Here is a 14194-nt window from a genome sequence, read left to right as displayed (position 1 = left end):
AAAGAGAAAGGCTTGAAATGCTCGCATTATGGTCTAGTTAAACTAGCTTCTTATTAGTTATTAATACTTTATTATTATTGTTTTTGTGTAGCGCAGACATTTTATAACAAACCATTTTTGCCGCTGCAACAACTTTAATAGAGCATAAACTCCACGACTTTCTTCGTATATGGGCTGTTTTTAGAAGAGCGAAAGATAAGTTGTTGATTAGAAAAACGTTGGATAAATACAAGTAGAAAAGTGAATATAAAAATTTTTTAAATACATTATTTTATAGAAGATTTATGGTCTGTTGATTTGGCGCATAGATCAAAATGATTCTCAGTGTTAAACTGTGCGCATATTAAATGATGCCAATAAGGCTAGGTTATTTTACTAATTACAATTCAACAGTAATCTAACATGAAATAAGCAAATAAAAGTTAAGAGGATTTCTTGGTGACAGAATTAAAAAACGATAACTATTTACGTGCGCTATTAAAGCAACCTGTAGATTACACACCGGTATGGATGATGCGCCAAGCAGGTCGTTATTTACCTGAGTATCGTGAAGTTCGAAAAGATGCTGGCGATTTTATGTCAGTGTGTAAAAACGCTGAATTAGCCTGTGAAGTAACTATTCAGCCGTTACGTCGTTTTCCTTTAGACGCAGCAATTTTATTTAGTGATATCTTAACCATTCCTGATGCAATGGGTTTAGGTCTATACTTTGAAACAGGTGAAGGACCGAAATTTGAACGCCCAATAACGTGTAAAGCGGATGTTGATAAGATTGCAGTGCCAGATCCAGAAGATGAATTGGGTTATGTAATGAATGCTGTGCGTACTATTCGTAAAGAGCTAAAGGGTGAAGTGCCTCTCATTGGTTTTTCGGGTAGCCCATGGACATTAGCAACCTATATGATTGAAGGTGGTAGTTCAAAAGGTTTCACAAAAATTAAAAAGATGATGTTTGCAGAGCCGCAAACATTACACCTGTTACTTGATAAGTTGGCTGACTCTGTTATCAGTTATTTAAATGCCCAAATTGCCGCGGGTGCTCAATCAGTGATGGTTTTTGATACTTGGGGTGGTGTGTTATCTCCGCGTGACTATAAAGAATTTTCACTGCAATATATGGCAAAAATTGTTGATGGTTTAACTCGCCATAATGAAGGTCGTCAAGTGCCAGTAACCTTATTTACCAAAAATGGTGGTATGTGGTTAGAAGATATTGCTGCAACAGGTTGTGATGCAGTAGGCCTAGATTGGACTATCGATATTCAGAAAGCAAAAGCACGTGTTGGTGATAAAGTTGCGTTACAAGGTAATATGGACCCTTCAATGTTATATGCACCATTACCGCGTATTGAACAAGAAGTGTCAAAAATATTAGCTGGCTTTGGTGAAGGTGGTACAGGACATGTCTTTAATTTAGGACATGGTATTCACCCTGATGTGAACCCTGAGCATGCAGGTCACTTTATTGAGTCGGTACATAGACTAAGTAAGCCATACCATAAGTAAGAGCTTTACGTTAGCAAGTTATTATGAAAGCCGTGTTGATAACACGGCTTTTTTTTATGTTGAGTACTTACGTCGATATCTAGGCAACATACTTTCATTACCCTTTAAGCCACCTTGATGAATATAAACGATAGGTCTTTCTGTCGGTTTTTTGTTTAAATACTCTTGTAAGCTCAGCCAGCCCAAAGGATCATAAAGTAAATCAAATTCAATTTGAGTCTGCTGCTTAATATCTTGCCATAGCTTAAAGAATTCTGGATATAATTTGCCAAAATGATAGTTTTTTTTAGTTGAAATAATGTGTGGCCATTTTGTAGAATCTGGCTCCAGCTCTTCAAACTGCTGTTCTAGATATGCTTTTTTCCCGACACAAGCACAGGTGAGCACTTGGTAGGGGAGGAAACGTTGAAGAAACAAAGCGGTAGTCCCTGTGCCAGCAGGTAACATCACAATGGGATTTTCAAGCTTATGTTTATTGCAATCTTGAATAATCTCCATTGCAAGCAGTTCGACACCGGAACTTGCTAGATGGCATCTTCCTCCCTCCGGGATAAATAATTCAGAGTTGCTTAACGGTTGTGTTTTTTTAACTACATAATCTTCTAAATTAGCGGTTAATGTATCTACCTCAATTATATTCGCCCCCAACGATAAGGCACCTTCATAATTTCCTATAGGATTTTCTATGAGCCACTTAGGTATAGGTTTACAGTAAAAATCTAAGTGCCAATTTCTAAGCTTTGCAAGAGCAGCCAAAGAGTATAATGAGTTGGCTTGCACAGAGCCATAACCAATAACTTTACTGATACCATTAAAATTATGCTTTAAATAATAGGCAAATTTTCTTGCTTTATTACCTGAGAAATATGGGTGTAATAAATCGTCACGTTTTATAAAGAACTGCTTTTGATTAAATGTAATAGGGTGAAAAGGGGAAGAGGTGAGCTGCTTATTTTGACTAAGCAGCTCATTGTTATTATCCATTATTGACAATCTTTGCCTCGGATAAGTTAGTCGCTAAATGCAAAGTACGTTGTGGGAATGGAATCTCAATATTGGCTTGTTGGAGCGCTAAATATATCGCCTCATAAGCTTTATACTTGTTATCAAAGAGAGAGATTGTTGGTGTCCATAGCCTAACCTCAATGGTAATAGCATTATCAGAGAATTCATCAATACCTACTTGTAAGGCTTTTTGCTCACCTACAATGTCTAATTTGATGATTGCAGCTTTAATAAGCTCAATAACCTCTAATGGGTTGTGCTTATATGCAATACCGACATTTAACTCTAATAATGAATCGTGTTTGGAGTTATGCAGTACTTCACCAACAATATGTTTATTTGGAATGGTAATATCGACGTTATCTTTATCAACAATAACTGTATAGGCTAGTAACACTTCTTTAACGACACCGGTCACTCCTTGCACCGTGATGGTATCACCAACAACAAATGGTCGGATAATAATAATGTTAAAGCCAGCGGCGTAGTTGGCAAGTAACCCTTGTAATGCTAAACCAGCCCCTAATGAAATAGCACCAATTGCTGCTATGAATGGTGTGACACTAATACCAAGTTTGCCTAAAGCTACGATGGTTATTAGGATAACCATAAGCATCTTTGAGGTATTTGATAAAAACTGACTTAGAGTAATATCAAGGTTTTGCCGTTGACAAAGATTTAATACCCACTTAGAAACCTTGCCAGCAAAATAATAACCAATAACGAAGATAATAAAAGCACCAATGAGCTGAAAGCTGTAATTGGTGAGGTAATCAATGACCACTTGGTACCATTGTGCTACCTGATCAATTTCATCCTTTAATAATAAGCTAGGCTGCTCAAGTACTTTTTGAGCGCTATCAGTAGAAGACATCGTATAACCCTATGCGATAATTTTGTAGTTTATGCTATTGCTCAACTTGAAGTAATTCGATGAATTCTTCTGATTGATTAATAGCAACATTCATCTCTTTTATTAATACTTCAACATCACGTTTAATGCTTTTGTATTCTCCCTGTAAAGCACCAATGGCACGAGCATTGAGGTTATGCTTTAAGTACAGAGTATTGTCTTTTAGAGCTGCAAGCACAGGTGACATTTTGTCTTGTGCTCTATGCATAGACTTGATTAAAGATCGGTACTTTCGTTGTGTATCTTTAAGCTTTGATTGGCTTTGACGTCGAAGTGAATTACTACTGTATTGCTCAATTTCATCTTGCCACTCATCAAAGAGAGCTTCTGCGACATCTTCAATACTGGTAATTCTTTGAGCTACTTCTTCTGATGCTTCTTTACTCGCATCGTACTGCTCTTTAGTTGCTTCATATTGCTCAGCAAGATCACCACCATCATAGGTAATGAGTTCTGAAAGTTGCTCAAGTGCTGATTTAAACTGCTGTTGCGCATCTTTTTGCGCATCTTGTGCATTCTCGACTCGGTCTAACATAATGTCGCGCTTATGTTGCCCAACTGTTTCCATGGCTGAGTAATAGGCTGATTGACATGCGCTGAGGCTGAGCACGAATAAAATAACGAAAATATGTTGAGTTTTCATTGATGTGTCCCTAATGATGACATGTTACTTTTCTGTTAACAGTATAATTAAAATACTACCATCAATAAGCGTAGTTAATATAGTAGTAACCGATAATCGAAATAAAAAAACCGTGTTAATCAGCTTTGCTAAAACGCGGATTGTCACGGTTTATAGGTAATCATTTAAAAATGAATTAAAGTGTGGCGTTAATCGTCTTCAGATTCATAAGCGCTAAAATCAGTAATGCCTTGCGCTTCAAGTAAGCGACGAACACTGGCAGGCAGTTTTTCATCATTATCTTTAGCTAAATCTTCATCGTCAGGTAACGGTTGACCGGTAAAAGCATGTAAAAAAGCTTCGCACAACAATTCACTGTTTGTTGCATGGCGAAGATTATTAACTTGGCGTCTTGTGCGCTCATCTGTTAATACTTTTAATACACGTAAAGGGATAGAAACGGTGATCTTTTTAACTTGCTCGCTTTTCTTACCATGCTCGGCATAGGGATTTATATATTCGCCATTCCACTTAGCCATGGATATTCCTCTATTTTTTAGTGTGTATTGTAATAACTTATAATCTCAAATGTAGATTTTACCTTGTGAACAAAGTGAGTCAAGTAGAAGTTTAGAAGTCTAAAATATCTTGACCCTAATAGCCAAACCGTTTAGAGTTATAGACGTCCAAACATCTAGACGTGATTTTGGACTTTTATTCGTAATCACTGAACAGAATTAGATAAGTGGAGAGCAACATGTCGACTAACAAAATAGCAACTTCGGCAGTTAGAGCAGGTATAAATACAGACGAGCATCATGGTGCTGTTGTCGCGCCTATTCATTTATCTAGTACTTATTCGCTTAAAGGCTTTAATGAGAAGCGTGAATTTGATTATTCTAGAACAGGAAACCCTACGCGAGCGACTTTTGCTGAAGTTATTGCTGAATTAGAACAAGGTGCTGTTGGTATTGTCACAAGTACAGGTATGGCTGCAGTTCACTTAATTTGTCAATTATTATCAATGGACGATACTGTTGTTATTCCTCATGATTGTTATGGTGGCAGTTATAGACTTTTCACACATCTTGCAAAACGTGGTCAATTTAAGCTGATTGTTGTTGATCAAAATGATAGCGCTGCATTAACTAAGGCTTTAGCAAATAACCCTAAATTGGTGTTAGTTGAAACACCAAGTAATCCTCTATTACGAATTGTCGATATTGCTGAAGTAACTAAGGCTTGCCATGAAGCAGGTGCTTTGGTTGCAGTTGACAATACTTTTTTATCACCCGCATTGCAGCAGCCATTGCTTTTAGGTGCAGATATCGTTTTTCATTCAACAACAAAGTACATTAATGGTCACAGTGATGTTGTAGGTGGTGTGTTGGTGACTAAAGATAAGGCTTTAGGAGAAGAGCTTGCATGGTGGGCAAACTGTATCGGTATAACCGGCAGTGCATTTGATAGTTTTTTGGCTTTACGTGGTTTAAAAACTTTACCCGTTCGTATGAAACAGCATCAGGAAAATGCCGAAAAAGTCGCGGCGTTCTTAAAAAATCATAGTGCAATTTCTTCAGTGTATTTTCCAGGCTTTGAAGACCATCCTGGACATGATATTGCTAAGCAACAACAAGCAGGTTTTGGTTCAATGTTAAGTTTTGAAATCAATGGTGGTGTTGAAGCAGTTAAAAAATTATTTGCCAACTTGAAACTGTTTACCCTAGCCCAATCATTGGGCGGTGTTGAGAGTTTAATTAGTCATCCGTCAACTATGACCCATGCAGGAATGGAAATTGAAGCACAGTTGGAGGCGGGGATTACACAGTCACTTGTTCGTATTTCTGTCGGCATAGAAGATATTGATGATATTATTGCCGATTTAAATCACGGTTTAGCCGTCAGTCAGCAGCAGTAGGTAAGGGAATAAAATGACAACCGAGCAATTACAAGCCAATGCAATTGATGAACACGTTGACGCTGTTACACATAATCAACTAGCCAAGCATGCTACGCAAGTACACAAATTTGGTGGTAGTTCTTTAGCTACAACGCAATGCATAAATCGTGTTTTAGATATTATCCGTCAAAACTGCCAATTAAATGATGTGGTAGTCGTTTCTGCCAATGGTGATACAACGGATAATTTATTCGCTTTATATCAGCTTGCCAAAGAACAGCGCGATACGGCACTTGAAGAGCAAGATCCAAGGCCGTTAGAGCAAGCTTTGAATGCTTTAAAGCAACAGCAAGAATTATTAATCAATGATTTATTGAATGCTAATAATGCGCGTCAGTTAACTCATGCTTTAAAGGCTGATATTGAACAGCTCACTACTTGGCTATCAGGTAACTTAGCAGCGCATCACAATGATATTTTAGCGTATGGTGAGTTGTGGTCGGCGCGCCTTTTATCCGCATTATTGAATGAAAAAGTGTGCCCAAGTAATAGTATCGACTCGCGCGACTTCTTAGTGATTGATAATGAAACACATTATCGAGTTGATTCAGCAAAAAGCGCCGCGCAATTAAGACAAAGAAAACAATTTGGAAAACTCGCTGTAATCACAGGGTACATTTGTAGAGATGAGCAAGGACATACCTGCACTCTAGGACGAAATGGCAGTGATTATTCTGCAACTATCGTGGCCTCGTTAGTGAGGGCAAGTAATGTTACCTTATGGACTGATGTCGATGGTATTTATAGTGCAGATCCACGTATTGTACCTAATGCTAGAAAGTTACATCGTTTGCCAAATGGTGTCGCTAAAGAATTAGGACGTTTAGGTAACCCAGTACTTCATGCTAAAACTTTACTTCCTTTAATTAATCAAACTACTGACCATCATACACACCTACATGTAGCTAGTAGTTTTGACTCAGAAGTGATCGGTACCGAAATAGGTAAATTTGGTCAAATAGCTAAACAAGAATTATCAGTAACTTATTTGAATGATTTGTTGATTGCTCAATCTGAATGCTTTCTAGGGGAATATTGCGCCAAGGCCTGTGAAACTTTTTCGCCAATTTGTAGCAATGACAAGCAAGGTTTTATGGTGATTAATCAATCACAGCAAAAGGCGTTAAGCCAATGGCTAGCAAGCCACGATACAGAAGTCACTTTTAAACCTGTAGGAATTATTGCCACCGTAGGCCATAAAGTAGCAGAACGCGGTGATATTAAAGCACGTTTTAAACGGTCACTGAAATCAACAAAACCTTTGCATCTTGTTAATAGTGATAACGCTCATAGTGTTATTGCTGTGTTAACTGAGCCGTGTACTACTGAATTACTGAATAATGTTCATCATGATATGACTAAAGATGCTCGTCATATTGGCTTAGTCGTCGCGGGGCTTGGTAATATTGGTCAGCGCTTCTTAGAGTTATTACCTGCACAATTAAACCGTGTTTATGCGCTGGAAAATACTCACCTAGTTGGCTTATTGTCATCATCAAAAGCATTGATTAATAATGACGGTTTAGATGTCAGCCAAGCGATGACTTTGTTTGAACAAGAAGCACAAGGCTATGATCATGAACAACTGCTTTCTTGGTTAAGTCATCATCCTTACGATGAATTGATTGTTGTTGATATAACGCCAAGCGAAGAATTTAGCTTGTTATACGAGCAATTTTTTACGCAAGGTATACATGTAATTGGAGCGAATAAATGGGCAGCCTCAAGTCCAACCGCGCACTTTAATCATTTGAAGAAATTATCGGCAGAGCATAATAGTCTCTGGTTAGGCAATACAACGGTAGGTGCGGGTTTACCTATAAATTTTGCCATTGATGATTTACGTCAAAGTGGTGATGAAATTAATCAAATAGCAGGTATTTTTTCCGGAACTCTATCATGGTTATTTGAAACTTATGATGGCAGTACGAGTTTTTCAAGTTTAATGCTTGATGCATTGTCTCAAGGAATTACCGAACCTGACCCTCGTGAAGACTTATCCGGCAGAGATGTTCAGCGTAAGTTGCTCATTCTGGCTAGAAAGGCGGGCTTCGAGTTATCTCTGGATGATATAGCTTGTCAAAACTTAGTGCCTGAGCCTTTACAAGGTTTATCGACCCAAGCGTTTTTAGAGCAAGCAGCAGCGTTAGATGATTTCTTCGCTCAAAAACTGCAAGAAGCAAATGAACAAAATGCCTGTATTCGCTATGTTGCACGTCTGCAATACGATGATATAGCTGAAGCAAAGTTAACAGCCAAAGTGAGCTTAGAAGTGCTTCCGGCAACCGATGCTTTTGCTAATTTAACCCCATGCGACAATATCTTTTTGATAAACAGTCGATGGTATCAAGAAAACCCTCTTATCATTAGAGGTCCTGGGGCGGGCAGAGATGTGACTGCAGGTGGCTTACATTCAGATTTAGTCACTATTTGCCAACAATTAGCTAATAAACAGAATCAAGTAAAAATTAAGGGGATAAATTAATGAGTTATAGCCACGCTAGACAAGTAGAGTCGCTAAATCGTAGCTTGAGTGAGATCAGTAATGATATTCAAGTATCTTTTGAGTTTTTCCCACCTAACTCACCAGAAATGGAAACTACTCTGTGGAATTCTGTTGAACGCTTAGCGCCGTTAAAGCCTAGCTTCGTCTCAGTAACTTATGGCGCAGGCAGTGGTACGCGTGATAGAACTCATGATATTATTAAACGAATTCAAAAAGATACTGCATTATTAGCTGCGCCACATTTAACCTGTATTGATGCTGGTAGAGATGAGCTTGTGCAGATAGCTAAAGATTACTGGGATAGTGGCGTAAGACATATCGTTGCTTTGCGTGGTGATTTACCTAACAGCAATGAAAAGCCAAATATGTATGCTTCTGATCTGGTTGAATTATTGCGTGATGTCGCTGATTTTGATATTTCTGTTGCCGCTTACCCAGAAGGGCACCCTGAAGCACCAAATCCTCAATTTGATTTATTAAATTTAAAGCGAAAAATAGATGCGGGTGCAAACCGTGCCATTAGTCAGTTTTTCTTTGATATAGAGTCATACCTGCGTTTTCGAGATCGTTGTGTCACTGTTGGTATTGATGTTGAAATTGTGCCAGGTATTTTACCAGTAACTAATTATAAAACCTTAGAGCGATTTGCAGGTTTAACCAATGTACATGTACCTAGTTGGATGACAAAAATGTATGAAGGTTTAGACGATGATGAAATGACGCGTCGAATGGTTGGTGCAAATATTGCCATGGAACAAGTGAAAGTACTCAATCGAGAAGGCGTGAAAAACTTCCACTTCTATACGTTGAACCGTGCCGAGTTAACTTATGCTTTATGTCATACTTTAGGTATACGCCCGGAAAAATAACCTTGAAAACTTTGCAATAGCCATTTATTTGGCTATTGCTTTTCCCATTTTTTGCTAGCATTATTAGTACATATTTAGTTTGTATACTAACTACAAGAAGTAATGGCTAACGACTCTCCAACACAAACGCATTATACTCGGCAGGTTCATCAACTTATTGATAGAATTTATGGTCGTAGTAGTCAAAAAGATTCTGTACTTGATAGGGCTATTTGTTTTTTTGAGCATGATGAATTTAGACCATCTAATGAGGTGCTTTCTGAAAATGAAAAAGAACTTTTGCGCCTCGAACAAACAGACAGACATTCAAATTTATTAAAAATATGTTTGGATATCCTGGAGTTGGCTGAAGCGGATACCTTCGAAGAAACCAATAGGCGTTCAGCGCAATTTCTAGGGACTATTCAACTGATAAGCCCGACAGAAGGTAAAAAAGTCGCTCTTAATAACGAAACCTGTAAATCCCTATATAAAGCTATTCTCTGTTTACGCTTGCTTGATCGCTTAGTGTTAGACAATAAAATACAAGAACGAAATATATTGACCTTCACAGAAGGGTTAAGTTCTGCAGAGTATTGTGCTTTAGCGAAAAGTGATCCTGAAAAGTATCAAGAATTCGTGCATCAAGTGAAAGTGCCCATTATTATGGCAGCATTGCTTCAGGATATCGGCAACTATCATCCAAAATCTCAAGAAATTCTTTGTGGAAAAGATGGCAAAGAAAATCCGTTTAGAGTACTCGATGTTGAGCAGCGAAAAGAGTTATTGCAAATTAACTACCGTGAAACGTTAAAATATTTCATGCAAGGGCTTGGTACGCCAATTTTTGTCGGTAACACCAAATCAGAGCGAGATAAGTTTTTAGTCGATGAGCAGGAAAAGTCAGATTTCATTAAGAAGTTATTGAAAACAAGTGTTAACCCTAAAAACAGTGTTGGCAACTTATTAAAAGTACCACAAATATATACTTCGATTATCATGTCGACAAAAGACAGTTATAATTACAAACTACTGCCTCAGGTATTTCAGGTGTTAAATAAGAATGCTGAAATAGGCGCTTGTTCAAAAACTGTAGTTGATGCACTTTATCAAATTACCGGTATGTTCCCTCAAGGTTACGGTATAGTTTACATGCCTATAGATGACTTTGGTGAGCAAGGCGATTGTTACGAATACGGTATAGTAAATAGCTTTTATCCTAAACACCCAGAGCACCCTATTTGTCGAATGGCGACTCGAAAGCTCTCCTTTATTGGCTATGGTCAAAATATTACCGTCACAAAGCAAAGCAACTTATATTTTACTCAAACTGCTAAAAAGCTAGCTAAGCTCAGTAAAGAACGGTTACATGAGATACTAGAACTGCTAACTTCAAACTTTCAAGAACGCAAAGAGCTAGATTTATTGCCACGCTGTTGGCATGCCAATGAATTCTTTTCGGTAAAAGCGAATCAGAAATTGTGGAATAAAGTAGAGAAATCTTTGTAGCTCAATATTACCGTTTAGTTGAGTAAATAACGAGCTACAAAAAATTATCAATTACGAAGAAATTATTTCAAGCAATGATTATTTTAAACAATAGTGCTGTATTAATTGCGTTAATACTTTTGTTGTTTTATCAATTTCACTATGTGCTAAAAATTCATTAGGTTGGTGAGCTTGGTTAATGGAACCAGGGCCCATAACGATAGTTTGGCAACCTAATTTCTGAATGAAAGGCGCTTCGGTTGCGTAGTTTACTGCACAACAACTATGACCACTAATCTCTTCGGCTACATCAATTAAACTACTTGGCTTTTCTTGCTCAAAACTAGGCGAGCTGGGATGCAGCTCTTTGAAGCTTATTCTACCAGGGTACTTTTCAGCAATAGGTTTTAGTGCATCACTTAACCAAGCAAGTAATTCATCATCACTCATTCCTGGAAGAGATCGTAAATCCAAATCTAAGTGGCAATGACCACATATTCTATTGGCATTGTCACCACCAGATATTGCTCCCATATTTAATGTGGGAGCAGGAACGTCAAATGCATCATTATTAAAGTTTGTATTGAATTGCTTTTGTAACTCAATTAATGCGCCAATCACTTGATGCATAATTTCGATGGCGTTAATGCCTAAGTTTGGCTTACTTGAATGACCTGATTTACCTTGTACGCTAATTTTGTGCGACATATGTCCTTTATGCATTACTACTGGCACGAGGTTTGTTGGTTCGCCAATGACGGCAACGTCAGGTTTAATTTCTTGGCTATTGGCAAAGAATCGTGCACCAGCCATTGTGGTTTCTTCGTCAGCAGTTGCTAGCACATAAAGAGGTTTTTTTAATTGCTTTGCTTGGAGGTTTTTACTGACTTGTAAGATAAAAGCAAAAAAACCTTTCATATCACAGGTACCAAGACCAAAGAATTTATCATCTTGATTGAGCACTTTATGGGGATCTGATTCCCATCTGTTTTCATCAAACGGAACAGTATCACTATGACCTGCTAATAATAGCCCGCCTTCACCACTACCAAGTTTTGCAAGCATGTTGAATTTATTAGTGGTATTGGGAACAGGCTGAATTTGTACTGCAAAGCCAAGTTGCTCAAACCAATAAGCAAGCAGTTGTATTACTTCTTTATTGCCTTGATCCCAACTTGCTTGAGTAGAACTTATTGATGAACAAGCTATGAGTTGAGAGAGACTTTGAGAGAAGTTTGGCAATTGCGACATATAGATTTCCACGAAATTTGAATAAAAGCTTAAATAGTTATGCTAAATAGTTGCATAAGTACCCGTCTGATGTTAACCTGCTCCTACAGTGTAAATAACCTTCTTTCATAAGGCTACTCGAAAATGGTGAAGCTTCAAATAATGCGACGACGATATAGATGATTTCTTAATTTAGCGCTTTAAGGCTGTACGTTTTAGCGGGTTAGATTAGTTAGTTATTAATGTTGAAATTAAGTTATTTGGATAGATTCATAAAGTATCAGTAGGGGAAAAGGTTTGTCACAATTGAATAATGTTGCGGTTATTGGCGCAAGTGGTTACGTTGGCGCTGAGCTTATAGGTTTACTCTGTAAGCATAATAAAGTTGCCATTAAACACCTTCTCGTTTCAGAAAATAGTTGCTCCGAGGGGAAACTTTTCAGCGATTTACATGGTCGCTGGCAAGGGGTTTGTGATGTACCCTTGCAATCTTTTTCCTCTCAATGGTTTGATGAATATGCAAGCACTATTGATAGTGTCTTTTTTGCCACTCCTCATGAGTTCAGTGCTGATTGGGCTCAGGCATTTGTTAATGCAGGGGTAAAAGTATTCGATTTATCGGGTGGCTTTAGACTAAATGATGCACAAGATTATCCTAAATACTATGGTTTTGAACATTCGCATATTGATGCACTTGAAGTAGCTAAATACGGCTTAGCTGAATGGCATGAGTCATCCATCAAAGAAACAGCTTTAGTGGCTGTACCTGGCTGTTACCCAACAGCGAGTTTACTTGCATTAAAACCTATTACAGAAAATCTATTCTATCTCGAAAACTCTCTCATTGTGGTTAACGGTATCAGTGGTGTTAGCGGTGCAGGAAGAAGTGCATCTTTAGCAACAAACTTTAATGAAGTGAGCTTAGGTGCTTACAATATTTTAAAGCACAGACACCAACCAGAAATATCACAAGAAGCAGGCACAGAGGTTATTTTTAACCCTCACTTAGCGCCATATAAGCGCGGTTTACTTTCAACAGTAACCTTGCAATTGAAAGAAGACATAACGACCGAGCAAATAGAGCAAGCTTTTATCAATGCTTATCAAGACAAAGCGTTAATAAGATTGCTAAATACCTGGCCAAAAATTGATAATGTTGCTCATACCCCATTTGCAGATATTCACTGGCAATATGACGAGCAAAAGCATGTACTTGTGGTGAGTTGTGCAATAGACAATTTATTGAAAGGTGCTGCCTCTCAAGCCTTGCAGTGTTTTAATATTTCCAATGACCTACCTAGTCAGTATTCACTGCTTGCACCAAATTATATTGGAGGCTCTTATGAGTAAACCTTTAGTTATAAAAATTGGTGGTGCTATTTTAGAACAACACAGTGCATTAATTAAATTATTAACTGTCATCAAACACTTGAAAAACAAATCAGTGGTTTTAGTTCATGGTGGTGGTTGCGTTGTTGATGAAATGTTAGCGCAAGCAGGTTTTACCACCGAGAAGAAGCATGGTTTAAGAGTGACACCTAAAGCGCAAATTAATTTAATTAGTGGTGCCTTAGCAGGTACGGTAAATAAAGCTATTGTTGCCAGTGCTAATAGTTTGAATTTAGCAGCCATAGGCTTATCACTTAACGATGGTGACATGATCACTTGTTCATTGTCAGAGCTCGATTTAGGGCAAGTTGGCGTGCCTCATACAAATAATAGTAAGTTGCTTGACGTTTTACTTGAGCAGGGCTTTATGCCTGTTGTTTCCTCCATTGGCGCCTTAAGTAATGGCGATTTAGTTAATGTAAATGCTGATGATGCTGCGGTGGCGATATGTCAGCTATTAAATGCTGAATTATTGTTACTGACCGATGTAAATGGCGTGAAAGGTGCAGAAGGTGAGTATTTGAATTCACTTAATCAGGCTCAAGCCCAAACATTAATATCGCAAGGTGTTATTGCCGGCGGAATGACAGCAAAAGTTAATGCTGCGTTAAAAGCGGCCAATCAATTACGACGAAGTATCGCGGTTGCCAGTTGGCAATCGCCAGAGCAGATATCTTCATTGCTTGATGGACAGGGTATTGGTACGCAAATACAGCCCAATTGATAC

The 14194-nt window shown here is 38.1% G+C and carries 12 protein-coding genes; 7 read left to right on the top strand and 5 right to left on the bottom strand.

Annotation, left to right across the window (positions count from 1 at the left end; all coding sequences use genetic code 11):
• The first annotated feature begins 438 nt into the window (after window positions 1-438).
• The gene (hemE, locus tag EPA86_RS10430) at window positions 439-1506 is read left to right on the top strand and encodes a uroporphyrinogen decarboxylase (RefSeq protein WP_140603374.1); all 1068 of its coding nucleotides are present in this window, start codon (window positions 439-441) and stop codon (window positions 1504-1506) included.
• A gap of 54 nt (window positions 1507-1560) precedes the next feature.
• On the opposite strand, the gene EPA86_RS10425 is transcribed toward hemE, so the two are convergent.
• From EPA86_RS10425 to metJ, 4 genes are all read right to left on the bottom strand, one after another.
• Complete coding sequence (locus EPA86_RS10425) at window positions 1561-2490, bottom strand: 1-aminocyclopropane-1-carboxylate deaminase/D-cysteine desulfhydrase (RefSeq protein WP_246058345.1); 930 nt, start codon at window positions 2488-2490, stop codon at window positions 1561-1563.
• Window positions 2483-3385, bottom strand: coding sequence for a mechanosensitive ion channel family protein (locus EPA86_RS10420; RefSeq protein ID WP_140603373.1), 903 nt, complete (start codon window positions 3383-3385; stop codon window positions 2483-2485). The genes EPA86_RS10425 and EPA86_RS10420 overlap by 8 nt, the downstream gene beginning before the upstream one ends.
• A 34-nt stretch (window positions 3386-3419) precedes the next feature.
• Window positions 3420-4067: a DUF2959 domain-containing protein gene (locus EPA86_RS10415; RefSeq protein WP_140603372.1), complete on the bottom strand. Its 648-nt coding sequence runs from the start codon at window positions 4065-4067 to the stop codon at window positions 3420-3422.
• A 188-nt stretch (window positions 4068-4255) separates the two neighbouring features.
• Window positions 4256-4585, bottom strand: coding sequence for a met regulon transcriptional regulator MetJ (gene metJ, locus EPA86_RS10410; protein WP_140603371.1), 330 nt, complete (start codon window positions 4583-4585; stop codon window positions 4256-4258).
• Between the two features lie 218 nt (window positions 4586-4803).
• Here metJ and metB point away from each other — a divergent pair, with 218 nt between their 5' ends.
• The 4 genes from metB (at window position 4804) to EPA86_RS10390 (ending at window position 10869) form a co-directional block, all read left to right on the top strand.
• Window positions 4804-5964: a cystathionine gamma-synthase gene (gene metB / locus EPA86_RS10405; RefSeq protein ID WP_140603370.1), complete on the top strand. Its 1161-nt coding sequence runs from the start codon at window positions 4804-4806 to the stop codon at window positions 5962-5964.
• 13 nt (window positions 5965-5977) lie between these two features.
• Window positions 5978-8491, top strand: a complete 2514-nt coding sequence (gene metL, locus EPA86_RS10400; protein ID WP_140603369.1) for a bifunctional aspartate kinase/homoserine dehydrogenase II — start codon at window positions 5978-5980, stop codon at window positions 8489-8491.
• Window positions 8491-9381: a methylenetetrahydrofolate reductase gene (gene metF, locus EPA86_RS10395; RefSeq protein WP_140603368.1), complete on the top strand. Its 891-nt coding sequence runs from the start codon at window positions 8491-8493 to the stop codon at window positions 9379-9381. Before metL ends, metF begins: the two co-directional genes overlap by 1 nt.
• Before the next feature lie 102 nt (window positions 9382-9483).
• The gene (locus EPA86_RS10390) at window positions 9484-10869 is read left to right on the top strand and encodes a hypothetical protein (RefSeq protein WP_140603367.1); all 1386 of its coding nucleotides are present in this window, start codon (window positions 9484-9486) and stop codon (window positions 10867-10869) included.
• 78 nt (window positions 10870-10947) lie between these two features.
• On the opposite strand, the gene argE is transcribed toward EPA86_RS10390, so the two are convergent.
• Window positions 10948-12099, bottom strand: coding sequence for an acetylornithine deacetylase (gene argE, locus EPA86_RS10385; protein ID WP_140603366.1), 1152 nt, complete (start codon window positions 12097-12099; stop codon window positions 10948-10950).
• A 276-nt stretch (window positions 12100-12375) separates the two neighbouring features.
• On the opposite strand from argE, the gene argC reads away from it, so the two are divergent.
• Together argC and argB are read left to right on the top strand one after the other, a co-directional pair.
• The gene (argC, locus tag EPA86_RS10380; RefSeq protein WP_425462568.1) at window positions 12376-13428 is read left to right on the top strand and encodes an N-acetyl-gamma-glutamyl-phosphate reductase; all 1053 of its coding nucleotides are present in this window, start codon (window positions 12376-12378) and stop codon (window positions 13426-13428) included.
• The gene (gene argB / locus EPA86_RS10375; protein WP_246058344.1) at window positions 13421-14191 is read left to right on the top strand and encodes an acetylglutamate kinase; all 771 of its coding nucleotides are present in this window, start codon (window positions 13421-13423) and stop codon (window positions 14189-14191) included. Before argC ends, argB begins: the two co-directional genes overlap by 8 nt.
• The last annotated feature ends 3 nt before the right edge of the window (window positions 14192-14194 follow it).

It is taken from the genome of Litorilituus lipolyticus, assembly GCF_006439335.1.
GTDB classification, from domain to species: domain Bacteria; phylum Pseudomonadota; class Gammaproteobacteria; order Enterobacterales; family Alteromonadaceae; genus Colwellia; species Colwellia lipolytica.
The sequence above is the reverse complement of the archived record's forward strand: the minus strand, read 5'-3'. Positions and strand labels throughout refer to the sequence as shown.

Coding starts and splice junctions, on each gene's coding strand:
- EPA86_RS10390 (WP_140603367.1), top strand. CDS start 9,484: ATGGCTAACGACTCTCCAACACAAACGCATTATACTCGGCAGGTTCAT.
- metB (WP_140603370.1), top strand. CDS start 4,804: ATGTCGACTAACAAAATAGCAACTTCGGCAGTTAGAGCAGGTATAAAT.
- argB (WP_246058344.1), top strand. CDS start 13,421: ATGAGTAAACCTTTAGTTATAAAAATTGGTGGTGCTATTTTAGAACAA.
- EPA86_RS10425 (WP_246058345.1), bottom strand. CDS start 2,490: ATGGATAATAACAATGAGCTGCTTAGTCAAAATAAGCAGCTCACCTCT.
- metL (WP_140603369.1), top strand. CDS start 5,978: ATGACAACCGAGCAATTACAAGCCAATGCAATTGATGAACACGTTGAC.
- metF (WP_140603368.1), top strand. CDS start 8,491: ATGAGTTATAGCCACGCTAGACAAGTAGAGTCGCTAAATCGTAGCTTG.
- metJ (WP_140603371.1), bottom strand. CDS start 4,585: ATGGCTAAGTGGAATGGCGAATATATAAATCCCTATGCCGAGCATGGT.
- argE (WP_140603366.1), bottom strand. CDS start 12,099: ATGTCGCAATTGCCAAACTTCTCTCAAAGTCTCTCTCAACTCATAGCT.
- EPA86_RS10415 (WP_140603372.1), bottom strand. CDS start 4,067: ATGAAAACTCAACATATTTTCGTTATTTTATTCGTGCTCAGCCTCAGC.
- EPA86_RS10420 (WP_140603373.1), bottom strand. CDS start 3,385: ATGTCTTCTACTGATAGCGCTCAAAAAGTACTTGAGCAGCCTAGCTTA.